At 61.3% G+C, this 25,971-nt stretch carries 22 protein-coding genes and 1 pseudogene; 9 read left to right on the top strand and 14 right to left on the bottom strand.

What is annotated here, in order from left to right; all coding sequences use genetic code 11:
* Nucleotides 1–81: 81 nt before the first annotated feature.
* The 3 genes from A7317_RS01500 to A7317_RS01490 all read right to left on the bottom strand — a co-directional run bounded on the left by A7317_RS01500 (nucleotide 82) and on the right by A7317_RS01490 (nucleotide 2,281).
* Nucleotides 82–849, bottom strand: coding sequence for a molecular chaperone (locus A7317_RS01500; RefSeq protein ID WP_069075069.1), 768 nt, complete (start codon nucleotides 847–849; stop codon nucleotides 82–84).
* A gap of 8 nt (nucleotides 850–857) precedes the next feature.
* Nucleotides 858–1,634: a molecular chaperone gene (locus A7317_RS01495; RefSeq protein WP_069075068.1), complete on the bottom strand. Its 777-nt coding sequence runs from the start codon at nucleotides 1,632–1,634 to the stop codon at nucleotides 858–860.
* 68 nt (nucleotides 1,635–1,702) lie between these two features.
* On the bottom strand, nucleotides 1,703–2,281 hold the full coding sequence (locus A7317_RS01490; protein ID WP_024072946.1) for a fimbrial protein: 579 nt from the start codon (nucleotides 2,279–2,281) through the stop codon (nucleotides 1,703–1,705).
* Between the two features lie 348 nt (nucleotides 2,282–2,629).
* Between A7317_RS01490 and A7317_RS01485 the strand changes: the two genes are divergently transcribed.
* Nucleotides 2,630–3,325 (top strand): response regulator transcription factor, encoded by a 696-nt coding sequence (locus A7317_RS01485; protein WP_041161082.1) that lies wholly within the window; start codon nucleotides 2,630–2,632, stop codon nucleotides 3,323–3,325.
* Between the two features lie 17 nt (nucleotides 3,326–3,342).
* On the opposite strand, the gene A7317_RS01480 is transcribed toward A7317_RS01485, so the two are convergent.
* From A7317_RS01480 to A7317_RS01435, 10 genes are all read right to left on the bottom strand, one after another.
* On the bottom strand, nucleotides 3,343–3,963 hold the full coding sequence (locus tag A7317_RS01480; protein WP_024072948.1) for a TetR/AcrR family transcriptional regulator: 621 nt from the start codon (nucleotides 3,961–3,963) through the stop codon (nucleotides 3,343–3,345).
* A gap of 27 nt (nucleotides 3,964–3,990) precedes the next feature.
* A complete protein-coding gene (gene phaC / locus A7317_RS01475) occupies nucleotides 3,991–5,673 on the bottom strand; it encodes a class II poly(R)-hydroxyalkanoic acid synthase (protein WP_069075067.1) in 1,683 nt (560 codons plus the stop codon).
* Between the two features lie 88 nt (nucleotides 5,674–5,761).
* Complete coding sequence (gene phaZ, locus A7317_RS01470) at nucleotides 5,762–6,607, bottom strand: poly(3-hydroxyalkanoate) depolymerase (protein WP_024072950.1); 846 nt, start codon at nucleotides 6,605–6,607, stop codon at nucleotides 5,762–5,764.
* A gap of 147 nt (nucleotides 6,608–6,754) precedes the next feature.
* The gene (gene phaC / locus A7317_RS01465; protein ID WP_024072951.1) at nucleotides 6,755–8,434 is read right to left on the bottom strand and encodes a class II poly(R)-hydroxyalkanoic acid synthase; all 1,680 of its coding nucleotides are present in this window, start codon (nucleotides 8,432–8,434) and stop codon (nucleotides 6,755–6,757) included.
* Between the two features lie 249 nt (nucleotides 8,435–8,683).
* The gene (locus A7317_RS01460) at nucleotides 8,684–9,061 is read right to left on the bottom strand and encodes a gamma-butyrobetaine hydroxylase-like domain-containing protein (RefSeq protein WP_069075066.1); all 378 of its coding nucleotides are present in this window, start codon (nucleotides 9,059–9,061) and stop codon (nucleotides 8,684–8,686) included.
* A 147-nt stretch (nucleotides 9,062–9,208) separates the two neighbouring features.
* On the bottom strand, nucleotides 9,209–10,546 hold the full coding sequence (gene hslU, locus A7317_RS01455) for an ATP-dependent protease ATPase subunit HslU (protein WP_024072953.1): 1,338 nt from the start codon (nucleotides 10,544–10,546) through the stop codon (nucleotides 9,209–9,211).
* A gap of 37 nt (nucleotides 10,547–10,583) precedes the next feature.
* The gene (gene hslV, locus A7317_RS01450; protein WP_010563201.1) at nucleotides 10,584–11,114 is read right to left on the bottom strand and encodes an ATP-dependent protease subunit HslV; all 531 of its coding nucleotides are present in this window, start codon (nucleotides 11,112–11,114) and stop codon (nucleotides 10,584–10,586) included.
* A gap of 257 nt (nucleotides 11,115–11,371) precedes the next feature.
* On the bottom strand, nucleotides 11,372–12,073 hold the full coding sequence (locus tag A7317_RS01445) for an SPOR domain-containing protein (RefSeq protein WP_024072954.1): 702 nt from the start codon (nucleotides 12,071–12,073) through the stop codon (nucleotides 11,372–11,374).
* Between the two features lies 1 nt (nucleotide 12,074).
* A complete protein-coding gene (gene argS / locus A7317_RS01440) occupies nucleotides 12,075–13,811 on the bottom strand; it encodes an arginine--tRNA ligase (RefSeq protein ID WP_024072955.1) in 1,737 nt (578 codons plus the stop codon).
* A 110-nt stretch (nucleotides 13,812–13,921) separates the two neighbouring features.
* Nucleotides 13,922–16,141: a primosomal protein N' gene (locus tag A7317_RS01435; protein ID WP_069075065.1), complete on the bottom strand. Its 2,220-nt coding sequence runs from the start codon at nucleotides 16,139–16,141 to the stop codon at nucleotides 13,922–13,924.
* A gap of 280 nt (nucleotides 16,142–16,421) precedes the next feature.
* On the opposite strand from A7317_RS01435, the gene rpmE reads away from it, so the two are divergent.
* The 3 genes from rpmE (at nucleotide 16,422) to A7317_RS01420 (ending at nucleotide 18,926) form a co-directional block, all read left to right on the top strand.
* A complete protein-coding gene (gene rpmE / locus A7317_RS01430) occupies nucleotides 16,422–16,655 on the top strand; it encodes a 50S ribosomal protein L31 (protein WP_005784030.1) in 234 nt (77 codons plus the stop codon).
* Between the two features lie 14 nt (nucleotides 16,656–16,669).
* The gene (locus tag A7317_RS01425; RefSeq protein WP_069075064.1) at nucleotides 16,670–17,476 is read left to right on the top strand and encodes a thermonuclease family protein; all 807 of its coding nucleotides are present in this window, start codon (nucleotides 16,670–16,672) and stop codon (nucleotides 17,474–17,476) included.
* Between the two features lie 181 nt (nucleotides 17,477–17,657).
* Entirely contained in the window at nucleotides 17,658–18,926 is a 1,269-nt protein-coding gene (locus tag A7317_RS01420) for a malic enzyme-like NAD(P)-binding protein (RefSeq protein ID WP_024072958.1), read from the top strand.
* Nucleotides 18,927–19,136: 210 nt separating this feature from the next.
* Here the strand turns inward: A7317_RS01420 and A7317_RS01415 are convergent, their stop codons facing one another.
* Entirely contained in the window at nucleotides 19,137–21,599 is a 2,463-nt protein-coding gene (locus tag A7317_RS01415) for a penicillin-binding protein 1A (protein WP_420492581.1), read from the bottom strand.
* A 221-nt stretch (nucleotides 21,600–21,820) separates the two neighbouring features.
* On the opposite strand from A7317_RS01415, the gene pilM reads away from it, so the two are divergent.
* The 5 genes and pseudogenes from pilM to aroK all read left to right on the top strand — a co-directional run bounded on the left by pilM (nucleotide 21,821) and on the right by aroK (nucleotide 25,917).
* On the top strand, nucleotides 21,821–22,477 hold the full coding sequence (gene pilM, locus A7317_RS01410; RefSeq protein ID WP_069075062.1) for a type IV pilus biogenesis protein PilM: 657 nt from the start codon (nucleotides 21,821–21,823) through the stop codon (nucleotides 22,475–22,477).
* Complete coding sequence (locus A7317_RS01405) at nucleotides 22,474–23,025, top strand: PilN domain-containing protein (protein ID WP_024072961.1); 552 nt, start codon at nucleotides 22,474–22,476, stop codon at nucleotides 23,023–23,025. Before pilM ends, A7317_RS01405 begins: the two co-directional genes overlap by 4 nt.
* Nucleotides 23,022–24,002, top strand: a complete 981-nt coding sequence (locus A7317_RS01400; RefSeq protein ID WP_069075061.1) for a pilus assembly protein PilP — start codon at nucleotides 23,022–23,024, stop codon at nucleotides 24,000–24,002. The genes A7317_RS01405 and A7317_RS01400 overlap by 4 nt, the downstream gene beginning before the upstream one ends.
* A gap of 135 nt (nucleotides 24,003–24,137) precedes the next feature.
* Nucleotides 24,138–25,394: pseudogene (locus tag A7317_RS01395) on the top strand (type IV pilus secretin PilQ); the annotation flags it as partial.
* Between the two features lie 4 nt (nucleotides 25,395–25,398).
* Complete coding sequence (aroK, locus tag A7317_RS01390) at nucleotides 25,399–25,917, top strand: shikimate kinase AroK (RefSeq protein ID WP_024072964.1); 519 nt, start codon at nucleotides 25,399–25,401, stop codon at nucleotides 25,915–25,917.
* The last annotated feature ends 54 nt before the right edge of the window (nucleotides 25,918–25,971 follow it).

Here is a 25,971-nt window from a genome sequence, read left to right as displayed (position 1 = left end):
GCATCAACCGAACGTAGGTAATGAAGTGAGCTGCGTGACCCTCCAGGCGATGGCGGCTCGTGAGGCGGCGGCGTCAGGTGGTCATGTGGAGACCTTGGCGCGGTGAGAGACCGTTACTCCGAAGTCATCCAGCGTCTGAAACTCCACGGTTGCCGCGTTGCCTGGCGGCGACTTGAGGTTGGGCAGTTCAAAACGGCTGCGACCGCCGGGCATCACCATATTCGCGGTGCCTGAGGTGGAGGCCTGGTGGGTAGGGCCGTGCTGGGCCTCGAGCAGTTGGACCTGTTCGAATGTCACGTAGTAAGGCGTGGGGTTATAGACTTCCAGGACTTGGCCTTGCTCGGTCAATTCGCGACGCCATTGCAGTTTTCCGGGTGCGGCGTCGGCGCCGTAAGGCAGGTTGGGCGGACGGAAAAACAGCTTGATCCGAGAGCGGAAGGCGAGCTGCAACTGGTTGCTGTGTTCGGGGCCTTGCGATTGGGCGGGTACCTCGAGCACATTGAACCAAAACAGGCTTTCCTGGGCCGACGGCAAGGCCTCTCCCGTATACGCCAGGCGCATGACCTGTTGTTTGCCTGGCTCCATACGAAAAATGGGAGGGGTGGCAATAAAAGGAATGCCGGTCAGGTCCGGTGTCGAGTGCTCGTCGCCCTTGTCCAGCCAGGCCTGGATCAACACCGGTGCCTGATTCTTGCTTTCAAGCCTGACCGTCACCTCCTTGGCGTGCTGCGGGTAGACAATACGGGTGTTGTCGATGACAACACTCGCGTGTGCGGCAGTGCTGCCCGACAGCACGAAAACCAAGGCCATGAACTTGACTGACAAGTATGAAATGGAGCGCGCGTTCATCTGGGTATTCATCTGGCGGCTGGAGGGGCAAGGGGGGCCGAGTGGCGCACGCGGGCACCGAAGTCACTGACGCTGGTGAACTCGACTTCTGCCACATCGTTGGGGCGACTGCGCAGCAGCGGCAGTGCAAACAATTTGATGTCACCGGCCGGCATGAGCAGGCCATCGTTGGCATCCTTGTTTGCCGCTTTGCTGAAGCGTTTGCCGCCGCTCAGCAAGTCAACCGAGGTCAAGGAGATATGGTAGGGCGTCAGGTTGGTCGCTTGCAGCGCATAGCCCTGCTCGTGGGCCACCAGTGCCCATTGCAGTTTTGATGGGGCGCTGCTCACCGGGTAGGGCAATGCATCGGGCCGCAGGAACACGCGCACGCGGGTACGGAACGCCAGTTCGATCTGGTTGTTTTGTTCGGTATTGGCGGTGCGCGGCGGTACTTCCAGCACATTCAGCCAGTACAGGCTTTCGCGATCGGCAGGTGCTGGTTCGCCGGAGTAGCGTAGGCGCAACGCCTGTTGCTGATGCGGCTCAATGCGGAAGATCGGCGGCGAAAGGGTGAACGGCGTTTGCGTTGTGCTCGGTGTTGAGTGTGGATTGCCCGTATCCAGCCAGGATTGCACCAGCGCCGGACGGTCTCCCTTGTTTTCCAGGCGCACGACGACCTCTCGTTGTTCCGCCGGGAAGATCACGCGGGTACCGTAAATAATCACGCCGGCATGGGCTGGGGGCGCCAGCGGTGGGAGCAACCCAAATCCACAGGCTACAAATGCGAGGCAGACCATTCTTTTCATGGTGTCAGAGGTCTCTTCGGGTCAGGGGAGGACCTGCCTGACGGCTGCAGGTCCGTTGTCTACACACCTTAATCGGCGTACACGATCGTAAAGCCGACCCGAGTCTTGACCGTACCTTCAGTGGACGCGCCGCTGGCATACATTTGTGCGGCCAGTGGGATCAATGCCTGGTTGTCGGCGATTACCACGCCTTCAGATTTTTCGGTGTATACGTTCAGGGGCGAGCCATCGCGTTTAGTCACTTCAACCTGTACGTTCTTGGCATTGGTTGTGTCGGACGGGTCATCATGGCCATCGATGTTCAAACGGCCGGTCGCCACATCAATGGCGGGGCTGGTGGGATCGAATGCAACCATGGCGGTGCGACCGTTGGTGCAGCTGCCTTCGCCAGGCGCGCCAATGCGAATGGTGAAGCCTGTGAGGTTGGCGCGATCACCCGGTTTCGCCAAGCGCGCGGCAGAAACCCCGCCCAGGTTGACGTCCTTGACCACAGCCCCGGTGCCCGGTGCCGCACCCTCGACCGTGCAAGTCACATCGGTGACCAGGCCGCTGAAGTTCATAACGCCATCTGCAGCGTGCGCGCAGTGTGATACAGCAACAGTCAAGGCCAATGCGGCCGCGACAGTAGATAAAACATTTACGTTCATGACATTTCCACTGATGAATGACAGGTGTTGCCAGCCACGGGTTGAAACACAGCATGTGTTGAGTGGCGGGTGGCTGTAATTTGTATCTAAACGTGAATGACTTCTATAGAAGCGTGACGAGTTTTAGTTCGAAATTGTTCGAAAGCATGCTGTTTTAGTTAAATTTTTTTTCGGCTGTAATTTGGTTTTTTACTGTTCTATTGGGAATATTCTTTCAGTTGTTTCTGTAGGAAGTGGCGGGGCTTATTGCGTGCCTGTATTGAACCCTGTGCATGGCTGGGCTATACCGGGCTAGAAACAATGGGTGATTGTGGGTTCGATGCTGCATTTATTCATGCGGGTATCTTTATGCCGACTTCAAGTTCCAATCCATATACCGTCGTTCTGTTGGATGATCATGAGATGGTTCGGCAGGGGATCGAGTTGGGCTTGAGAAAAGAGGCCGACCTCAGTGTGATCGGCTCCTTCGGCACGGGGAAGCAATTATTGGAGGCGCTGACCCTGCGGCCGGCGGATGTGGTGGTCATGGACTTTATTCTGGCACCGTCGGAAATCGACGGCCTCAGTTTGATCCAGACGTTGAACCGACGTTTTCGCCAGTGCAGGCCCTTGATTGTATGTTCGCACTACACGCCCGCCACTGTTTCAATGTCTTTGAAGGCAGGTTGTTGGGGGGTACTGGGCAAAACCCAGAACATGAGCGAGTTGGTTACGGCGATTCGAACGGTGGCCCAGGGGCGTATTTATCTGCACCCCTGCATGATGCCAGCGTTGCAGGGTATGCAATCACTTATTGATGTTGCCCATAAACCGTCGAACATGGAGTTTTCAACTTCGTCATGGTTGAACGCCTGCCTTACGCCAAAAGAGCAGGAAGTTCTGCGGTGTTTTCTGGATGGGATGTCTGTGAATTCAATCGCGGCAAAGTTCTCGCGCAGCGTCAGTACGATCAGTACACAAAAACAATCGGCGTATCGAAAGTTGGGCATCAAGAGCGACAGCGAACTGTTCAGGTTTACCCAGCAGTTCGGGGAGTTTGGCTGACCGTATTGGACACTCCGTTAAACCGCATCCTCCAGATAACGCAGCGCCAACCGCTCGGTCGCCTGTCGTGTCGGTAGCAGCAGATGGGGGGCCACCAGCATCATGATTTGATATATCACCACCCGTACCTCCCCTTCACGATCGAGAATCCGTTGATAGTCCAGGGAGAACAGCAGGGTCATGGTGATCTGTTCCACTAATTGCCCCAGCGCCTGGGTATCGCTGACCAATTGCCCCGCAGCCTTCAAGTGCGCAAGCAGCGATGCAAGGGTGCGCTTGAGCGCGGTGAGCAGGTTGCGAATGCCCTTGGCCAGTTTCGGCAGGCGCCCCGCCAGGTTTGACAGATCCTGGAACAAAAACCGGTAGTGAGCCATATGCTCGATGATCAAGTGCAGGAACAGCCAATAGTCCTCGGCTTCCAGTTGGGCGTCTGCCGGTGGGTCGAGCAGGGGCATCAGCTCACTCTGGAAGCGCTCGAACAACCCGAGCACCAGTGGCTCCTTGCCATGGAAGTGGTAGTAGAGGTTGCCGGGGCTGATCCCCATTTCATTGGCCACCTCCATGGTCGACACGTTCGGTTCGCCCTTCTGGTTGAACAGCTGCAGGGCGCATTCAAGGATACGGTCGCGGGTCTTCATCCAGTCTTCTTAATGTGATCGTTGAGCTCAGCGCACGCGCACGTAAGTGCCCGGCGCCGCTTCCATCGGTGGGTAATTCTGGTTGCCCAGGGCGGTGAGGGTTTCGCGCTGTACGCCTGAGCGTTGCTGGATCCACTCCAGCCACTGCGGCCACCAACTGCCCTCGACGTGATTGGCGTCGTAGTACCAGGCCCGTGGGTCGCTGCTCAGCTTGGGGTTCTCGACATAGTTGGCCTTGGGGTTACCCGGCGGGTTGAGGATGCTCTGGATATGCCCGCTGTTGGACAGCACGAAGCGCCGGTCGCCGCCGAGCAACTGGGTGGAGCGGTACACCGCGTCCCACGGCGTGATGTGGTCGTTGATCCCGGCCACGCTGAAGCTGTCCACCGTGACCTTCTGCAAATCGATAGGCGTGCCGCATACCTCCAGGCCACCGGGGTGGCTCAGGGGGTTGTGCTTGAAGAAGTCCAGCAGGTCGCCATGCAGTGCGGCGGGCAGGCGCGTGTTGTCGTTGTTCCAATACAGGATGTCGAAGGCCGGCGGTTCCTTGCCCAGCAGGTAATTATTGATCCAGTAGTTCCAGATCAGGTCGTTGGGACGCATCCAGGCGAACACCTTGGCCATGTCGCGGCCCTCGAGCACGCCTTGCTGGTAGGAACGGCGCTTGGCGGCTTCGAGGGTTTGTTCGTCGGCGAACAGGGTGGCGGGGCTGTCAATCTGGCTGTCCAGCAGGCTCACCAGGTAGCTGGCGCTGGAGATGCGCCGCAACTGGCGCTTGGCCTGCAAATGGCCTTGCAGGGCGGCAATGGTCAGGCCCCCGGCGCAGGCGCCCATCAGGTTGACTTCGCGGGCACCGGTGATGGCCCGGCAGACGTTGAGCGCTTCCTCCAGCGCCGCCACATACGTGGACAAGCCCCATTCGCGATGACGCACATCCGGGTTGCGCCAACTGACGATAAAGGTTTGCAGGCTGTTCTTCAGTGCGTATTGCACAAAGCTGTTGGCCGGGCTCAGGTCGAAAATGTAGTACTTGTTGATTTGCGGCGGCACGATCAGCAGCGGCTTGGCGTACTGTTTTTCGCTCATGGGTTTGTACTGGATCAGCTCCAGCAGCTCATTGCGAAACACCACCGAGCCTGGGGTCGTGGCCACGGTCTTGCCGACTTCGAACGCCTGCTTGGTCACCTGGCGCGGCAGGCCGTTGTTGTGCAGCAGGTCGTCGAGCAGGTTGCTCACGCCGCGCACCACGCTGTTGCCGCCGGAGTTGAGCAACTCCTTGACGGCCAGCGGGTTGAGCAGGGTGTTGGAGGGGGAGACGGCGTCGTTGAGCAGCGAGAAGGCAAAGTGCGCACGGGCCCGGTCGTCGCTGCTCAGGGTGCTGTCGTCGATCCAGTGGCGGACTTCTTTCTGCCAACTCAGATAGGCCTGCAGGCTGCGCCGGTAGAAGGGGTTGAGCGTCCAGGTCGGGTCCGTGAAGCGGCTGTCGCGCGGGTTGGGCTCATGCACGGTCTCACCCAGCAGCACGCGCCCCAACTGACCGCCCAGGGCCAGGGCGTGACGGGCGGTATGCAGGGGGTTACGCCAACCGTGGGCGGCAACGCTGCGCAGGGTCGACAGCAAATCCCGACCGTGCAGGCCGGTGATCGCGTTTTGCGCGTTGATGAACGCGGCGGGGGTGGGCGCCGGGTTCGTCACGGGTCTTTCTCGCATGAGCCAACACTCCTTCGTCAAGCCATCAACAGGCACGCCAATTCAGAACCATAGTCGGTTCTCGGCAAGTTGCGCGGCGGTGTGGTCCTTACACCGCTGGTCGCGGGTGAATCACGGCCCGCATGCGCTCCTCCTCGAGAAATTTCATGATGATCGGTGCCACGGCTTCAGCCCGGGTGATCAGGAACAGGTGGCCGTCATCGATGATGTGCAACTGTGCGTTGGGAATGCGCCAGGCCAGCATGCGCATGTTGACCAGCGGGATCAGCGGGTCGTCGTCCCCGGCCAGCACCAGGGTCGGCTGGCGGATCTTGTGCAGCCAGTGGATGCTGGTCCAGCCCAGCCCCGCGAACAGTTGCCAGTAGTAGCCCAGCTTGCCGGCCGAGCGCACTTTGCTGGCGTGCTCGGCGGCCAGTTTCGAGTCGCGGCGGAACGAGCCGCCATAAATCATCGGCGCAATGCGCACCACGTGGGACGGTTGGATATACCGCCGGGGGCTGGCCATCAGCCACAACACTTTCGGCTTGCCCGGCACCATCACCGCACCGGCGGCGGTGGCAGCGAGGATCAGCTTCTTGCAACGCTCCGGGTAGTCATAGGCAAATTGCTGCGCCAGTGCGCCGCCCCAGGACACACCCACCACATTCACCTGGCCATAATCCAGGTAATCGAGCATGCGCGCGGTGAGCTTGGCCAGGCCAGGGAAACGATACGGCCGTTTGGGCGTGGACGAACCGCCCACCCCTGGCACATCGAAGGCAATCACTTCCAGGTCCGGGTCCAGGGCCTGGACGAACGGAAACACCAGCTCAAGGTTGGCGCCGATGCCGTTGAAGATCAGCAACGGTGTCAAGTGGGGCTTGCCCGGGCGTACCGCCGTGCGGATGGTCTGGCCATCCAGGTCGATGGTACGGAAGATGAACGGTTGCGGCATGCTCAAGCCCTGTGAAGTATTGCAGTCCGAGTGAGGTCAGTGTGGGAGGGGGCTAGCCCCCGATGGCGGTGTATCAGTCACCACAGGATCAACTGGTCCACCGCTATCGGGGGCAAGCCCCCCTCCCACATTTGAACGCATTTCAATCTAGCGTTCGTGCACATAGGTGCCTGGCGCCGCCTCTGCTGCGGCGTAGGTTTTATTGCCTAATGTTGTCGGAGCCTTCTTCAGCTTGCCCGCTCTTTCCGCCTGCCACGCCTGCCAATGCAGCCACCACGAGTCAGTGTGCTTGGTCGCATTCTCCTGCCATTCAAGCGGCTTGCCCGCCAGGCTGTCGCTGGTCTGGTAGCGTGCCTTGGGGTTGCCCGGTGGGTTGAGGATGCTCTGGATATGCCCGCTGCTGGACAGCACGAACTCTACTTTGCCGCCAAACAGCTGCGCCGACTTGTAGCAGGACTGCCACGGCGTGATGTGGTCGTTGGTGCCGGCCAGGGAGTAGATGTCGGCGGTGACCTGCTTGAGGTCGATCGGTGTACCGCACACTTCCAGGGCGTTGGCGCGTACCAGTGGGTTGTTCTTGAACAATTCGATCAGATCGCCGTGGAACGCGGCGGGCAAGCGCGTGGTGTCGTTGTTCCAGAACAGGATGTCGAACACCGGCGGCTCGTTGCCCAACAGGTAGTTATTGACCCAATAGTTCCAGATCAGGTCGTTGGGGCGCATCCAGGCAAACACCTTGGCCATGTCGCGGCCTTCCAGCACACCGGCCTGGTAGGAGTGGCGCTTGGCCGCTTCCAGGGTCTGCTCGTCGACGAACAGCGCCACCTGGGTGTCCAGGGTGGTGTCCAGCACGCTCACCAGCAGGGTCAGGGCGTTGACCTTCTTCTCACCCAGCGCGGCGTAGTGGCCCAGCAGGGCGGTGCAGGTGATGCCGCCGGAGCAGGCGCCGAGCATGTTGATGTCTTTGCTGCCGGTAATCGCCGTGACCACGTCCACCGCTTCCTTGAGCGCCTCGATGTAGGTGGACAGGCCCCACTCGCGCTGGGCCTTGGTCGGGTTGCGCCAACTGACGATAAAGGTCTGCTGGCCATTGCGCAGGCAGAAGCGCGCCAGACTCTTATCCGGGCTCAGGTCGAACACATAGAATTTGTTGATCTGCGGCGGCACCACCAGCAACGGGCGCTCATGCACCTGCTCGGTGATCGGCTTGTACTGGATCAGCTCCAGTACGTCATTGCGAAACACTACCGCGCCTTCGGTGGTGCCCAGGCTCTTGCCGACTTCAAAGGCGCCCATGTTGACCTGGCTCGGCATGCCGCCGTTATGCACCATGTCCTTGGCCAGGTGGGACAGGCCATCGAGCAGGCTCTTGCCGCCGGTTTCGAAGAAGCGCTTGATTGCCGCCGGGTTGGCCGCGCTGTTGGTGGGGGCCATGGCTTCGGTCATCAGGTTGATCACGAAGTGGCCGCGACTGATGTCCTGTTCCGACAGGTTGCTGTCGCCGATCCAGTCGTGCAGTTCCTTGCGCCACGCCAGGTAGGTTTGCAGGTAGCGTTTGTACAGCGGGTTCTGGCTCCAGGCCGGGTCGTGAAAGCGACGGTCATCGTTTTCGGGTTGCAGCTGCGATTTGCCGAACATCACGTTCTTCAATTCAACGCCAAAATGGGCGACGTGCTTGACGCTGTGCAACGGCTGCTTGATGGCTTGGGTCAGCACCATCTTGGCCGAGGCCAGTAAATCCTTTTTACGTAACGCGATGATCGGGTTGAGCCCCAGGGTGTTTTCCGAGGCCTGGCGTTTCAAGTCATCGTTATTCTTGTTACTCATCTACGACGCTCCATTGTCCGAAAGACGAGTACCGGGTACCGCTGCGCACCAGTTTTCGATACACAACACAAGCCAGGTACTGCGACTCGGGTGACCGTTGATACCGCATCGTCAAATGCAGGGAACTTGCCAGTTCCATTGGTTACCCGAGTTTAATTTTTTTCGCAAGCGGGCCAATCGTTGGCCACGCGACAGGGCATTCAAGCAGATGAAATTAGAAAATGCCCTCTAAAGAGCAAGAAGCCTGGGCTAGAGCATCAGCCGTACGACCGACTGACTCGGGTCGCGGGTTTTGCCGGCTGCCTTGAGCTCGGCAAGGTAGTCAGCCCACAGTGCGTCCTGACGCACGGCCAATTGGTAGAGGTAGTCCCAGGTGAACAGTCCGCTGTCATGTCCGTCGTCGAAGGTCAATTTCAGTGCGTACTGGCCGGCCGGTTCGACCTTGCTCAAGCGCACGTTGAGCTTGCCGAATTGCAGGATGGGTTTGCCGTGGCCCTGGACCTCGGCGGAAGGCGAGTGAACCCGTAGGAATTCGGCGGGCAACCGGTAGGCCTCATCGGGCCCGTAGGTGAGGCCGAGGGTGTTGGAGGTTTTGTGCAGGTTTACAGCAGTAGGAAATTTGGACATTGATGATGATCCTGAATAAACCGGCTCAAAATGTGGGAGGGGGCTTGCCCCCGATAGCAGTGGTCAGTCAGGCATACATCTTTCTGACAGACCGCTATCGGGGGCAAGCCCCCTCCCACATGAAAGCAAAGCGATCCTGTATATGGCTTACAGGATATAACGAGACAGATCTTCGTTCTGCGCCAATTCACCCAGGTGGCTGTTGACGTAGTCGGCATCGATCTTGATCGTTTCGCCATTCTGCGCACCGGCCAGGTCACCGGCGCTGAAGGACACTTCCTCAAGCAGGCGCTCCAGCAAGGTGTGCAGGCGACGAGCACCGATATTCTCGGTCTTCTCGTTGACCTGCCAAGCGATCTCCGCCAGGCGCTTGATACCGTCCGGCAGGAACTCGATGCCCAAGCCTTCGGTTTTCAGCAGCTCACAGTACTGCTCGGTGAGCGATGCATGCGGCTCGCTGAGGATGCGCTCGAAGTCGCCTGGGGTCAGCGCCTTGAGTTCCACGCGAATCGGCAGGCGGCCTTGCAGCTCCGGCACCAGGTCGCTTGGCTTGCTCAGGTGGAATGCACCGGAGGCGATAAACAGGATGTGGTCGGTCTTGACCATGCCCAGCTTGGTGTTCACGGTGCAGCCTTCGATCAGCGGCAGCAGGTCGCGCTGTACGCCTTCACGGGACACATCGACGCCGCCGGAGTTACCGCGCTTGGCGACCTTGTCGATCTCGTCGATAAACACGATGCCATGCTGCTCGACCGCTTCCAGGGCCTTGGCCTTGAGCTCTTCCTCATTGACCAGGCGCCCGGCTTCTTCGTCGCGTACCAGCTTCAGCGCTTCTTTCACCTTGAGCTTGCGGCTTTTCTTCTTGCCCTTGCCCATGTTGGCGAACAGGTTCTGCAACTGGCTGGTCATTTCTTCCATGCCAGGCGGCGCGGAGATGTCGACGCCGGACACTTCGGCGATTTCGATCTCGATTTCCTTGTCGTTCAACTGGCCTTCGCGCAGGCGCTTGCGGAACAGCTGGCGGGTGTTGGAGTCCGAGGCCGGTGCGGCGTCTTCGTTGAAGCCCATGCGTGCCGGCGGCAACAGGGCATCGAGGATGCGTTCTTCGGCGGCGTCTTCGGCGCGCAGGCTGACCTTGGTCATTTCCTGCTCGCGCAGCAGCTTCAGGGCCGCGTCGGCCAGGTCGCGGATGATCGACTCGACATCGCGGCCTACATAGCCGACTTCGGTGAACTTGGTCGCTTCGACCTTGATGAACGGTGCATTGGCCAGTTTGGCCAGGCGCCGGGCGATTTCGGTTTTACCGACGCCGGTCGGGCCGATCATCAGGATGTTCTTCGGCGTTACTTCAACGCGCAGTTCTTCGGGCAGTTGCATGCGGCGCCAGCGGTTACGCAGCGCAATGGCAACGGCGCGCTTGGCATCGTCCTGGCCGATGATATGGCGATTGAGTTCATGGACGATTTCGCGGGGAGTCATGGACATAGTGTGTGCGGCCCTCAAGCGGGAATAAGCCTACGGCTTACTCGGCGAGGTCCTGCTCCTCAATGGTGAAGTTGTGGTTGGTGAATACGCAGATATCGCCCGCGATGCCCAGGGCGGTCTCGACGATTTCGCGGGCCGACAAGTCGGTTTTCTTCAACAGCGCGCTGGCCGCCGCCTGGGCGTAGCCACCGCCGGATCCCATGGCGATCAGGCCATGTTCAGGCTCAACCACATCGCCATTGCCGGTGATGATCAGCGACGCGTCTTTGTTCGCGACGGCCAGCATGGCCTCGAGACGGCTGAGGGAGCGATCGGTACGCCATTCTTTGGCGAGCTCGACGGCGGCACGGACGAGGTGGCCCTGGTGTTTTTCCAGTTGGCCTTCAAAACGCTCGAACAGGGTGAAGGCGTCGGCGGTGGCACCGGCGAAACCGGCGAGCACCTGGCCGTGGTACAGGCGACGCACTTTTTTCGCGTTGCCTTTCATCACGGTATTGCCCAGGGAAACCTGGCCGTCGCCACCCATGACGACTTTGCCGTGGCGACGTACTGAAACGATGGTGGTCAAGGGGAGAGTCTCCACGCAGCGGGGCGAAAATGCCCGGATGGAAACTCATATGGGGGTGGCGGGGGGGATTTCAACCGTAGGGGTTTATGGCGGACGAGTGGCGTTTATCGGTCTGACACACTTTCGAGAACACCCAAGAACCAATGTGGGAGGGGGCTTGCCCCCGATGGCGGAGTATCAGTCACCAGATTGATTGACTGACACTCCGCTATCGGGGGCAAGCCCCCTCCCACATTTTGATCGGTGTTGAGCTTGAATCAGCGGCTCTGGCGTTGTTGTAACAACAGGTTGCTAAAGCCCGCGCCCGCCAATTGTTTCTGCGCCACGGTCAGCTGTTCGCGGTTGCTGAACGGCCCCACCAGTACGCGATACCAGGTCGCATCTTTCACAGTGCCGGACTCTACCGTCACCGACTGTCCCAGCAGGATGATCTGCGCACGCACACGATCCGCATCCGCCTGTTTCGGGAAGGAGCCCGCTTGCAGGAAGAACTTGGTCACCGGCGCTGCCTTGGTCTCCGCAACCGGTGGTGCTGGCGGCGGGGTGATCCCGGCCAGCGCGGCCTGGGCCCGGGCGGTGTCGATTTTCGCCGCTTCCGCCGGGGTTACCGGGGTGGTCGGCACTTGTGGCGTCGGCAGGGTTTTTTCCGGCACGGCGTCAGGCGGCACGATCACTTCCGATTCCGGCAGCAACGTATAGAAGTCGTATTTCGGCTTCACCGGTGCGGTCGGACTTGGCGTGGTCTTGTTGGCCTCGGCGATTTTCGTGGCTTTTTGCTGCTCCTGCTTGACGCGTTTGACGTCATCGCCCTGGCCTGGGTCCAGCTTCATCAGGAACACGATAAACGCGCCGACCGTGAGGCCGATGGCCATCCACAGCCAGCCCGGAATGGGCTTCTTTGCCGGTGCCTGGTAGCGGCTGGCGCCGCGCTTGGGGGCAGGTTTTTTCTTGGCGGCCAACTTACATACGCTCCAGGGTTTCCAGGCCTAACAGTTCCAGGCCTTGCTTGAGGGTCCGTCCAGCCAGTGCGGCGAGGCGCAGGCGACTTTGCTTGTGGGCTTCGTCGTCGGCGCTGAGGATCGGGCAGTTCTCGTAGAAGCTGGAGAACAACCCGGCTACTTCGTACAAATAGGTGCACAGGATATGCGGCGTGCCTTTCTCGCCGACGCTGTTCAGCACTTCGCCGAATTGCGCCAGCTTGGCGCCCAGCTCCTGTTCCTGGGGGGCTTCCAGCACGATCTGCCCTTGCACTTCGCTGAAATCCTTGCCCAGCTTGCGGAACACCCCGGCCACGCGGGTGTAGGCGTACAGCAGGTACGGCGCGGTGTTGCCTTCGAAGTTGAGCATCAGTTCAAAGTTGAAGCTGTAGTCGCTGGTGCGATGCTTGGACAGGTCGGCATATTTCACCGCGTCTATGCCCACCACACGGGCGATGTTGCGCAGATCGGCCTCGGCCAGCTCCGGGTTCTTTTCCTTCACCAGGGTGTAGGCGCGTTCCTGGGCTTCGGTCAGCAGGTCGATCAGCTTCACGGTGCCGCCGTCGCGTGTCTTGAACGGGCGGCCATCGGCGCCGTTCATGGTGCCGAAGCCCATGTGTTCCATGTGCATCGGGTGGGTGACGAAACCGGCGCGGCGCGCCACTTCGAACACCTGCTGGAAGTGCAGGGCCTGGCGCTGGTCGACGAAATACAGCGCACGATCCGCCTTTAGCACGCCGCTGCGGTAGCGCACGGCGGCCAGGTCAGTGGTGGCGTAGAGATAGCCGCCATCGGCCTTGACGATGATCACCGGCAGCGGCTCGCCATCGGCGGTCTTGAATTCTTCGAGGAACACGCACTGTGCGCCATTGCTCTCGACCAGCAGGCCCTTGGCCTTGAGGTCGTTGACCACGTTGATCAGGTCGTCGTTGTAGGCGCTTTCGCCCATCACGTCGGCCATGGTCAGCTTGACGTTGAGCAGTTCGTAGAGGTGTTGGCAGTGGGCCAGCGAGATATCGCGGAAGCGGCTCCACAGTTCCAGGCATTCCTTGTCGCCGGCTTGCAGCTTGACCACCAGGCCACGGGCACGGTCGGCGAACTCTTCGGATTCGTCGAAGCGCTTCTTCGCGGCGCGGTAGAAGTTCTCCAGGTCCGACAGCTCGTTGCTGGTGATCGGGTTTTCCTGCAGGTAGGCCATCAACATGCCGAACTGGGTGCCCCAGTCGCCCACATGGTTCTGGCGGATCACGGTGTCACCGAGGAACTCCAGTACCCGCGCCACGCCGTCGCCGATGATGGTCGAACGCAGGTGACCCACGTGCATCTCCTTGGCCAGGTTCGGCGCCGACAGGTCAATGACCACACGCTGGGTATCACCCGCTTTGCGCGTGCCGATCCTGGCATCGGCCAGCGCGGCGTCGAGGCGCGAGGCCAGGGCCTGGGTGTTCTGGAAGATATTGATAAAGCCTGGGCCAGCGATTTCGGCCTTGCTCACCTGTGGGTCGGCGGGCAGCGCGGCGATGATTTTCTCTGCCAGGTCGCGCGGCTTCATGCCGGCGGGCTTGGACAGCATCATGGCAATGTTGCTGGCGAAGTCACCGTGGGTCTTGTCGCGGGTGTTTTCCACCTGGATCGCCGGCGTCAGGCCTTCAGGCAACACACCTTCATTGACGAGTTGGGTGAGGGCTTGTTGGATCAGCTGGCGAATGGTGTCTTTCATGGTGTTCTCTTTCGACCGCAAGCGGCGGTGCGCGATGCGCAGGTGGAAAAACTGGGCATTATCCGTGGCGAGGGCGGGCTTGCCAACCTTCGCAGGACCTATGGCCAGGCTTAATACAAATCTACCGGGTCTACATCCAGTGACCATCGCACCTGGCGGCCGCTGGGCATTTGCTCCAGCGCAAGTAACCAGCTACTTAATAGCCGGTGCAGGGGCGCGCGGGAGGTGGCTTGCAGGAGTAGTTGAGCGCGATAACGTCCGGCGCGGCGCTCCATGGGGGCGGGCACGGGGCCGAGCAATTCGATGCCGCCCAGGCCCAGTTCGCCGAGCAAGCGTTCGGCAGCGCTGCACGCTTCATCCAGAAAACCTTCGGCCTGCCCCGGCTTGTGGGCTTCGGCGCGCAGCAACGCCAGGTGCGCAAAGGGCGGCAGGCCAGCGGAGCGGCGTTCACTCAGCGCCTGCTCGGCGAAGGCGAAGTAGCCTTGTTCTGTCAGTTGAATCAGCAGTGGATGGTCGGCCAGGTGTGTCTGGATGATCACCTTGCCCGGCTCCTCGGCCCGCCCGGCGCGCCCGGCGACCTGCACGATCAGTTGTGCCATGCGCTCGCTGGCGCGGAAATCGCCGGAAAACAGGCCACCATCGGCATCCAGGATCGATACCAGGGTCACCCGGGGAAAGTGATGGCCTTTGGCAAGCATCTGCGTGCCCACCAGGATGCACGGCTGGCCTTTCTGGATCGTGGCGAACAGTTGGTTCATCGCGTCTTTGCGCGAGGTGCTGTCGCGATCGACCCGCAGTACCGGGTAGTCCGGGAACAGAATGCCCAGGCGCTCTTCGGCGCGCTCAGTGCCGGCACCCACCGGGCGCAGGTCGACCTTGCCGCACTGCGGGCAGTGGCGTGGCACGCGCTCCACATGGCCGCAGTGGTGGCAGCGTAGTTCGCCATGGCGCTGGTGGACGGTCATGCGCGCATCGCAGCGCTCGCACTCGGACATCCAGCCGCAGTCATGGCACAGCAGCGTCGGCGCAAAGCCACGGCGGTTGAGAAACACCAGGACTTGCTGGCCGGCAGCGAGGGTCTGGCCGATGGCCTGCTGCATCGGGCCGGAAATCCCGCTGTCCAGCGGTCGGCTTTTCACGTCCAGGCGCAGGAAGCGGGGCTGTTTGGCGCCGCCGGCCCGTTCATTCAAGCGCAGCAGTCCATAACGACCGGTGTAGGCGTTGTGCAGGCTTTCCAGGGACGGCGTGGCTGAACCCAGCACGATCGGGATGTCTTCCTGGCGGGCGCGCACCAGCGCCAGGTCGCGGGCGTGGTAGCGCAGGCCTTCCTGCTGTTTATAGGAGCCGTCGTGCTCCTCGTCGATGATGATCAGCCCGGGATTTTTCATCGGCGTGAACAGCGCCGAACGGGTGCCGATAATGATGTCTGCTTCGCCGTCCCGCGCCGCCAGCCAGGACTCCAGGCGCTCCCGGTCGTTGACCGCCGAATGCACCAGGGCGATACGCGCGTTGAAGCGTTGCTCGAAACGCGCCAGGGTCTGCGGGCCCAGGTTGATTTCGGGGATCAGCACCAGCGCCTGCTTGCCGGCTTGCAGGGTTTCGCGGATCAGCTGCAAATAGACTTCGGTCTTGCCGCTGCCGGTGACACCGGCCAGCAGGAATGCGTGGAAACAGTCGAAACCGGCGCGAATGGCTTCGTACGCGGCGCGTTGTTCGGGGTTGAGCGGCAATTCCGGCTGGGCCAGCCAGTGTTCGTGGCGTGGGTCGGGGGCGTGCTTGCGGATTTCCACTTGCACCAGGCCCTTGGCCAGCAGCAGGTCGAGGCTGTCTTTGCTCAGCATCAGTTTGCTTAATAGCTGATGCGCGACGCCATGGGGGTGCTGGGCCAGGGTGGCGAGGGCTTCACGCTGGCGCGGGGCACGGGCGATGCGTGGGTCGTCAAGGCGCGCGCCGGGCACCATCGACCAGAAGCGCTCCTGGCGCGCCTCGGCCGGCTCGCCCTGGCGCAGCAGTACGGGCAGCGCCCAGCTCAATGTGTCGCCCAGGCTGTGCTGGTAATACTGGGCGGTCCACAGGCACAGTTTGAACAGCGCGGGCGGCAGAGGCGCCGTGGCATCAAGGATGGCCACGGCGGGCTTGAGTTTTTCGGCGGGCACTTCGCTGTGGTCGGCGACTTCCACCAGGATGCCGATCATCTCCCTGCGGCCAAACGGCACGCGCACGCGCATGCCCGGCTGCAACTGCGCGCGCAGCACACCGGCCGGGGCCCGGTAGTCGAACAGGCGGCGCAGGGGCGAGGGCAGGGCGAGGCGCAGGATGGCGTCGGGCACGCGGGGGGTCTCATCTATAAGGGCAGGCGGTGGCGCAGGGGCGGGAGACTAGCAGACCGGCGGTGAGCATGCAGCACTGCGGTGCCTGCATCGCGAGCCAGAGCGCTCCCGCAAGGGCCAGGCTATGCCGTTGTTTTCTGATGAAAGGCGCTTTTATCTTTACCGGCGACGGGCGTCGACGCTTGCGCGTTTAAAAAGGTCTGGTAGAATCCGCGGCCTAATTACGTGCGGTATTCGACAATAGTGTCGAGTGGCGGCACGCTAGCCCGAGGAAGTCACCATGAAAGCCGATATCCATCCAGCGTACGAAACCATCGAAGTAACCTGCAGCTGCGGCAACAAGTTCGAAACTCGCTCGAACCTGTGCAAGCCACTGGGTACTGACGTATGCAACGAGTGCCACCCGTTCTACACCGGTAAGCAGAAAACTCTGGACACCGGCGGCCGTGTACAGCGCTTCGCAGATCGCTTTGGTGCTTTCGGCAAGAAGCCTGCTGCTACTCCAGCAGAGTAAGGCTCAAGGGCCTTATGGGCTTTTGCCAGCTGTTGAAAAAGGCGTCCCTTGTGGGCGCCTTTTTTGTGCCTGGGATTTGGCTGTCGGCGGCCCAGGCCCAGGTGTTCTGCCCCGCACCGGCGGCCCTGGCGCGCGTAGACGTGCAGCGCGTGGTGGATGGCGACACGGTGCGCCTCAAGGATGGCCGCAGCGTGCGTATGATCGGCCTCAACGCGCCGGAAATCGGTAAGAAGGGCCGCCCCGACGAACCTTTTGCCGTTGCCGCCCGCCTGCGCCTGCAGACACTGGTGGACGCCAGTGAGGGGCGCGTGGGCCTGGTGCCGGGGCGTGAGCGCAAGGATCATTATGGTCGCACGCTGGCCCACCTCTACGGTGCCAACGGCGAGAACCTGGAGGCACAACTGCTGGCCGACGGCCTGGGTTTCCAGGTGGGCGTGGCGCCGAATGTCGACCTTGTCACCTGTCAGCAGGCGGCGGAAGACAGCGCTCGCCAGGCACGCCTGGGGGTGTGGCGCCAATCGCCGGTGCAAAGCGCGGAGCAGCTCAAGCGTTCCGGGTTTGCCGTGGTCGGCGGCCGGGTCAGCAGGATAGAGCGCAATCGCGGCGGAATCTGGATTGAATTGCAAGGGGCGCTGGTATTACGCATTGCGCCCGATTTGATCAGTCAATTCGACACGGTGCTGCTCGATGGTCTGCAAGGCCGCTCGATCGAGGCGCGTGGCTGGGTACAGGATCGTGCGCGACGTGGCGGCCTGAAAAGTGGACAGGCCCGTTGGCTCCTGCCACTGACCGCCCCCGGCATGTTGAAAACCACGCCTTGAGAAAAAATTGTAGACATTTTTTGTGTCGATTGTGAACAGTTAAGCCCTTGTATCCCGTGGCTCTTGGCCGAAAGTCTTAGTGCAGGGCCCTTGACACCGGTGACTGCCCAGTCTTGTAGGGACTTTGCGACACGAGTATCCTCGGCGGTCCGTCGACCAACAGTAAAAGCGGAATGCCGATATGTCTGATTTGAAAACTGCCGCTCTCGAATATCATGCCCATCCTCGTCCAGGAAAGCTGAGTGTAGAGCTCACCAAGGCCACTGCCACTGCCCGCGACCTGTCGCTGGCCTACAGCCCTGGCGTTGCCGAGCCCGTACGTGAAATCGCCCGCGACCCTGAGCTGGCCTACAAGTACACCGGCAAAGGCAACCTGGTTGCAGTGATTTCCGATGGCACCGCGATCCTTGGCCTGGGTAACCTCGGCCCATTGGCCTCCAAGCCAGTCATGGAAGGTAAAGGCGTGCTGTTCAAGCGCTTTGCCGGCATCGACGTTTTCGACATCGAAGTCGATTCCGAAAGCCCGCAGGCTTTCATCGACACCGTTAAGCGCATTTCCATCACCTTCGGTGGCATCAACCTGGAAGATATCAAGGCACCTGAGTGCTTCGAGATCGAGAAGGCCCTGATCGAGCAGTGCGACATTCCGGTATTCCACGATGACCAGCACGGCACCGCGATCGTTACCGCGGCCGGCATGATCAACGCCCTGGAAATCGCTGGCAAAACCCTGGCTGACGCCAAGATCGTCTGCCTGGGTGCTGGCGCTGCGGCCATCTCCTGCATGAAGCTGATCGTCAGCATGGGCGCCAAGCTGGAAAACATCTACATGGTCGACAGCAAGGGCGTGATCCAGTCCGAGCGTACCGACCTGAACCAGTACAAGGCGATGTTTGCCCACCCGTCCTCCAAGCGCACCTTGGCTGAGGCCCTTGACGGTGCCGACGTGTTCGTCGGCCTGTCCGGCCCGAACCTGCTGAGCGCTGAAGGCCTGAAGGCCATGGCGGCCAACCCGATCGTGTTCGCCTGCTCCAACCCGGACCCGGAAATCGCCCCGGAGCTGGCTCACGCCACCCGCGACGACGTGATCATGGCCACCGGCCGTTCCGATTACCCGAACCAGGTCAACAACGTACTGGGCTTCCCGTTCATCTTCCGTGGTGCCTTGGACGTTCGCGCCAAGCGTATCAACGAAGAAATGAAAGTGGCTGCTGCAAACGCCCTGCGTGAACTGGCCAAGCTGCCAGTCCCTCAGGATGTGTGCGATGCCTACGGTGGCGCCAAGCTGGAATTCGGCCGTGAGTACATCATCCCGAAACCAATGGATAAGCGCTTGATCACCGTGATCTCCGATGCCGTGGCTAAAGCCGCCATCGAGACCGGTGTGGCGACCCTGCCGTATCCGAAGAACTACCCGCTGCAAAGCGTGGATGATGTGTTCAACGGCTAAGCCGTTGTAGCGCACCAACAAAAAGCCCCGGCTCTCACGAGTCGGGGCTTTTTGTTGGGTGACCGTTATCTGAAGATTTTTGAAGGCCAAAATGTGGGAGGGGGCTTGCCCCCGATGGCGGTGTGTCAGTCACTCGATGAGCTGGCTGGTCCACGGCTATCAGGGGCAAGCCCCCTCCCACATTGGGTTCTGCGTAGGCTGAGGCCCAGGTCAGAATAAATCGATCGGCGCTGCCTCATCCGCCGGCAGCGGGCTGCCCGGTGCAACGCCATTGCCCAGCTCGTTGACCGAGGGCGGGGTGTCTTCGCTCTTGAACAGCTCGAAGTACGCATTCGGGGTGCTCGGCGATGCCGCACGGCCACTCACCGGGTCGATCCGCAGGCTCAGGATGCCTTCAGGTTCCGGTTGGGTATGCAGCGGTTTGTCCTTCAATGCCGCGCCCATGTAGCTCATCCAGATCGGCAATGCGACGGTGCCACCGAACTCGCGGCGGCCAAGGCTTTCCGGTTGGTCGAAGCCCGTCCAGACGGTGGTCACGTAGTCGCCGTTGTAGCCGGAGAACCAGGCATCTTTGGATTCGTTGGTCGTACCGGTCTTGCCTGCGATATCCGCGCGGCCCAGGGCCAGGGCGCGGCGGCCGGTGCCCTTCTTGATCACGTCTTCGAGGATGCTGTTGAGGATATAAGTGGTGCGACCGTCGACCACGCGCTCGGCCACGGCGGGTACCTGTGGGTCGGTGGCGGCGGCGCCCGGTGCTACGGGGGCGGTGCCTGGGGTCGGCTCGATGGTGATACCACCGTGGCTCGGCGCCGCAATGCCATCGCTGGCTGCCACGCCGTTGACCACGTCACCCGGCACGCGTGGCGGGTTGGCGGTGAACAGGGTATCGCCATTGCGGCTTTCGATCTTGTCGATCAGGTAGGGCGTGATCTTGTAGCCGCCGTTGGCGAAGGTGCTCCAGCCGGTGGCGATTTCCATCGGCGTGAGGGTCGCGGTACCCAGGGCCAGGGACAAGTTGGGTGGCAGGTCCGACTTGGCGAAACCAAAGCGGGTGATGTAGTCGATGGTCTTGCCTACGCCCATCGCCTGCAGCAGGCGGATCGACACCAGGTTGCGCGACTTATACAGCGCCTCGCGGATACGAATCGGGCCGAGGAACGTGTTGGTGTCGTTCTTGGGGCGCCAGACCTTGTCCAGGTAGTCATCGACAAACACGATCGGCGCGTCGTTGACCAGGCTGGCGGCGGTGTAGCCGTTATCCAGTGCGGCGCTGTAGATGAACGGCTTGAAGCTCGAACCCGGTTGGCGCTTGGCCTGGGTCGCGCGGTTGTAGTTGCTCTGCTCGAAGGCAAAGCCGCCGACCAGGGAGCGGATTGCGCCGTTCTGTGGGTCGAGGGACACCAGGGCGCCCTGGGCCACGGGGAGTTGGCTGAACTTGAGGCTGTCGTCTTTCTGGCGTTGCACGCGGATCAGGTCACCCACCTGCGCCACGTCTGACGGCTGCTTGGGCATTGGGCCCATGCTGTTGGTATTCAGGAATGGGCGTGCCCATTTCATGCTGTCCCACGCGACATGGGCTTCGCCGGTACGGGTCAGTACCTGCAGGCCATCCTTTTGCACCTGGATGACGATGGCCGGCTCCAGGCCGCTGATCGCGCGCTGCTTGCCCAGCTCGGCGGTCCAGGCGCTCAGCGTCTTGCCCGGCAGGCGCGACTCAGGGCCGCGATAGCCGTGGCGCTGATCGTAGGTGATCAGGCCGGAATGCAACGAGGTATTCGCGATTTCCTGCAAGTCGCTCGACACCGTGGTCGTGACGCGGAAACCTTCGGTATAGGCATCGCTGCCATAGCGGCCGACCATCTCGGCCCGCGCCATCTCGGCGATATACGGGGCGTTCACTTCCGGCGTCGGCACGTGGTAGCTGGCGTTCAGCGGCTCGGCCACCGCACTTTCATAGGCGGCCTGGTCGATCTTGCCCAGCTTGTACATGCGGCCCAGGATCCAGTCGCGGCGTTCTTTACTGCGCGCCGGGTTGGCCAGGGGGTTGAAGCGCGACGGCGCCTTGGGCAGGCCGGCAATCATCGCCATCTGCGCCAGGCTGGCGTCACGAATCGACTTGCCGTAGTACACCTGGGATGCGGCTTCGATGCCGTAGGCGCGGTTGCCCAGGTAGATCTTGTTGACGTACAGCTCGAGGATTTCGTCCTTGGTCAGCTGACGTTCGATCTGCAAGGCCAGGAGAATCTCGGTGGCTTTGCGCGAAAAACTGCGTTCGCTGGTGAGGAAGAAGTTCTTCGCCACCTGCATGGTGATGGTGCTGCCGCCGGATTGAATGTGTCCGCTTTTGACCAACTGCGTGGCGGCCCGTACCAGGCTGCTGGGGTCGACACCGTAGTGGTTGGCGAAATTATCGTCTTCAGCCGACAGCAATGCGCTGATGAAATTGGGCGGGATGTCGGCGAAACGGATCGGGGTACGGCGCATTTCGCCGAACTCCGCGATCAGTTTTTCATCGCTGCTGTAGACCCGCAAAGGAATCTGCAACTGGATGCTTCTCAGGGCCTCTACAGAGGGCAAACCCGGACTAAGGTAGAGGTAGGCCCCGCTGAGTACGAGCAGTAGCCCGCAGACGATCGCGATGATGGAGTACCCGAAAAACTTCAGCAGACGAATCAAGGCTTTTGGATTTCCAGAGAAAAGAATGAGTTAGGCGCCGGGGTATGCATGGGAAACGATGGATCGACCCGACCTGCAGATAAAAAGCGGGAAAAAACGCTGGGCATTAAAGCATTTTTCGCCTTGGGGCGTCATTCGCGCCTCTTAAACAAGCCGACCGAATGCAGGGTGCCCGGCCGCAATCAGGCGGTATGACAGGGAAAGCAATGAGGAGTTTTATGGTAAAGGGATTTTTCAGGCGAAAAGTCGACACCGTCCTGGGGGTCGATATCAATGAAGCGGGGATCAAACTGGTCGAGCTGGGGCGTTCAGCCAGCGGCTACACCGTTCAAGGCTACGCCACGCAGGCCCTGCCGGCCCGCGCGGTGGTCGATGGCACGTTGCTCGACCTTGAGGGCATCGGGCTGGCGCTGCAGCAGGCGTTGTCCCGGCTGCATACGTCGGCCCGGCAGGCGGCGATTGCCGTGTCTGGGTCCTCGGTGATCACGCGGGTGATCGAAATGGAGGCAGGGCTCAGTGACGATGAAATGGCCAGCATGATCCTGATGGAGGCAGACCAATACATTCCCTACCCATTGGAGGAGATGGCCCTGGACTTTCAGGTGCGCGGTCCATCGGCCGCGGACCCGAAGCGGGTCGAGGTGTTGCTGGCGGCATGCCTCAAGGAGCAGGTCGAGGCGCGTGAGGCGGTTCTGGCCTTGGCCGGGTTGGTGCCGCGAGTGGTCGATGTGGAAGGGTTTGCATTGGCGCGCGCAAGCAGTCAGGATTTCGCCAGCTTCACGCCGGGCCGTCGAGTCGATGGCGCACAGTGGGCCTTGGATGCCCAAGGGATGGGAGTAGCCTGCGGGTTGGCCCTGAGGAGTTTCGCTGGATGACACGAATCAATCTTTTGCCCTGGCGCCAGGCACTGGCGGAGCGGCGGCGCAAGTATCTCCTGATGCTGTTGCTGGCGTTTGCCTGCGTGGCGCTGGCGGCGGTATGGCTGGCGGACCAGGTTATCGACCAGGCGATCGACCGGCAGGTGACGCGTAACAATCACCTGGGCAAGGAAATCACTGTCCAGGACGCGCGCATCAAGACCATCGACGACCTGCAGGTGCAAAGCCAGCAACTGGCGGAGCGCATGAAAGTCGTGCAGGACCTGCATGACGCCCGCTCCGGCAGCGCGCGGTTGTTGGATCAACTGGCCCGTGCGGTGCCTGATGGCGTACATCTGCATGAGGTCGTGGCAAAGGGCAATACGGTGAGCATCAGCGGCAGCGCTGATTCGAGCCAGGATATCGCCCAGTTGATGCGCCGCCTGGACGCCTCCGAAGGCGCCCACGCGACGCGTCTGCAACAGGTGCGGGCGGAAGGCGAGCGGGGCAGCAACGGGTTTCAATTGATGGTACGCCAGGGAGCGTCCACCGAGGCCCAGCCATGAGCCTGCCCAGGCTCGACTTTTTTGCACTCTCTCACCACGCTGCGAAATGGCCCTTGCCTGGCAAGGTCCTGCTCGGCTGCGCGCTCGCCGGCCTGGTGCTGGTAGTGGGCGAGGCTGCATGCCTGAGTCCGTCGCGGGACCGGTTGAAGGTACTCGAGGTGCAGGAAGGAGGCTTGCGGCAGCAGCTCGCCGAGAAGGTTGGGCTGGTCGCCGCGCTTGAACAGCAAACCCAACAGTTCCAGGCGATGCAACAGCGCTTCGCCGGGCTTTTGCAGGCGTTGTCCCAAGAGGCTGAAGTGCCAAGGCTGCTTGAAGACATAGCGCGGTTGGGCGTCGCCAATGGCTTGGCAGTCGAGGGCATCGTCCTGTTGGATGAGCAGGCGCACGCCTTGTATATCGAGCAGCCCGTGCAAATGGCTGTCACCGGGGGGTATCACGACCTGGCGACATTCCTGAGCGCTCTGGCCGGGTTGTCGCGAATCGTCACGGTACACGATCTGGCGCTGCGATCTGATGGGCCACTGCTGCGCCTCGACCTGCAGGCCAGGACCTATCGGCGTACGTCGCCAGGTGTCCGGTCGGTAGAGCTCGGCCAGGGCGTCGAGCCGCGGCCGCACTTTGTCTACGACGCTTCGTCCTTGCGCGATCCCTTCCAGCCGCCCGCGTTGCAGGTACATCACACGCCAGGCCGGCCAACCCAGGCCCCCGACTTCGCGCGGCCACGAGGCGCGCTCGAAGCTATCGCTATCGACAAGTTCGAAATGGTCGGCACGCTGTCCCGTGGTGTGCAGCGCTTTGCCCTGCTGCGGGCGGCCTCCGCGGTGCATCGGCTCGCAGTGGGTGACTACCTGGGGCCCGACCATGGTCGGGTGACCGCCATTCATGATGGTCATGTCGAACTGGTCGAGCTTTTCCCGAATGAACAGGGTGCCTGGCTGGAGCGCCCGCGAACCCTCGTACTCAACGTCAACTCATAACGGAATCAAACAATGAAAAGGACTTTCTCGTCCTTCGGTGTGGCGCTATGGATAGCGTTCACGGCACCGATGGTTTTCGCTGTGCCCAATCGTGTGGACCTGATCCAGCTGCCGCGACCCGAAAGCGCGTCGCCGAGCTACTCCGGCGACAAGCTGAGCCTCAATTTCCAGAACATCGAGCTACGCGCGGTGCTGCAACATATCGCCGATGTGGCGGGCCTCAATCTGGTGGCCAGCGACGAAGTGCAGGGCGCGATCACCCTGCGGCTCAGGGACGTGCCCTGGGATCAAGCCCTGGACCTGGTGTTGCAAAGCAAGGGCTTGGACAAGCGCATCAAGGCCGGTGTCTTGCTGGTGGCGCCTGCCGACGAGCTGGCCGCCCGCGAACTGCTGACCCTGGAGTCGCGGCGGCAGATGGCCGAACTCGCGCCACTGCGCCGCGAACTGTTACAGGTCAACTACGCCAAGGCAGCGGACCTGGCCAAGCTGTTCCAGTCGGTGACGGGGCACGAGGGCGCGACCGATGAGCGCGGTTCGGTGGCGGTGGATGATCGCACCAATAACATCATCGCCTACCAGACCGGCGAGCGCTTGGAGGAGCTGCGGCGGATCGTGGCGCAGTTGGACATCCCGGTGCGCCAGGTGATGATCGAGGCGCGGATTGTCGAGGCCAACGTTGACTATGACAAAAGCCTGGGCGCGCGTTGGGGCGGTCGATTGAGTCACGGCAAGTGGGGCGCAGGTGGTATCAGCAAACCCTTGGCGAGCGGCGAGGAACTGCCGGATAACCCGCCCAGTTCGCCCTTTGTCGACCTGGGCGCGGTTACGGGCACCTCAGGGCTGGGCGTCGCGTTTATCACCGATAACCTGCTGCTGGACTTGGAACTGACGGCCATGGAGAAGACCGGCAATGGCGAAATCGTCTCGCAACCCAAGGTAGTGACGTCCGACAAGGAAACCGCGCGCATCCTCAAGGGCACCGAGATCCCCTACCAGGAATCCAGCTCCAGTGGCGCCACCTCGGTGTCCTTCAAGGAGGCCTCGCTGTCACTGGAGGTCACCCCGCAAATCACGCCTGACGACCGCGTGATCATGGAGGTCAAGGTCACCAAGGACGAGCCCGACTACCTGAACAAGCTCAACGACGTACCGCCGATCAAGAAAAACGAGGTGAACGCGAAGGTGCTGGTCAAGGATGGCGAGACCATCGTCATCGGCGGGGTTTTCTCGAATACCCAAAGCAAAGTGGTAGATAAAGTGCCATTTTTCGGCGATGTGCCGTATCTTGGCCGCCTTTTCCGGCGCGATGTGCTGGCGGAGAAAAAATCCGAGCTGCTGGTATTCCTGACTCCGCGTATTATGAATAACCAGGCGATTGCTGTGAGTCGTTGATTCTGTGCGAAATTTGATTCTTGTAGGACCGATGGGCGCTGGCAAAAGCACCATCGGCCGTTTGCTGGCCAAAGAGCTGCGCCTGCCATTCAAAGATTCCGACAAGGAAATTGAATTGCGCACGGGCGCCAATATCCCATGGATCTTCGATAAGGAAGGCGAGCTGGGCTTTCGCGACCGCGAGCAGGCGATGATTGCCGAGCTGTGCGGCTGCGATGGCGTGGTATTGGCGACCGGCGGTGGCGCGGTGATGCGCGAGGAAAATCGCCGGGCCCTGCATGCCGGTGGTCGGGTGGTCTATCTGCATGCGTCGGTCGAGCAGCAGGTGGGCCGCACTGCTCGCGATCGCAATCGCCCATTGCTGCGCACCGCCGACCCGGCGAAAACCTTGCGGGATCTGCTGGCGCTGCGCGATCCGTTGTATCGGGAAATCGCCGATCTGGTGGTGGAAACCGATGAGCGGCCGCCTCGTATGGTGGTACTCGACATTCTTGAGCGCCTGCAACGGTTGCCACCCCGTTAAAGCCAGGCCCGAAATGCGTTATTCTCGGCGGCGCGTTATCACCCTGCGGGGTGT

It is taken from the genome of Pseudomonas fluorescens, assembly GCF_001708445.1.
Lineage (GTDB): Bacteria > Pseudomonadota > Gammaproteobacteria > Pseudomonadales > Pseudomonadaceae > Aquipseudomonas > Aquipseudomonas gorinensis.
Note: the sequence above shows the minus strand (reverse complement) of the source record. Positions and strands in the feature narration are given on the sequence as shown.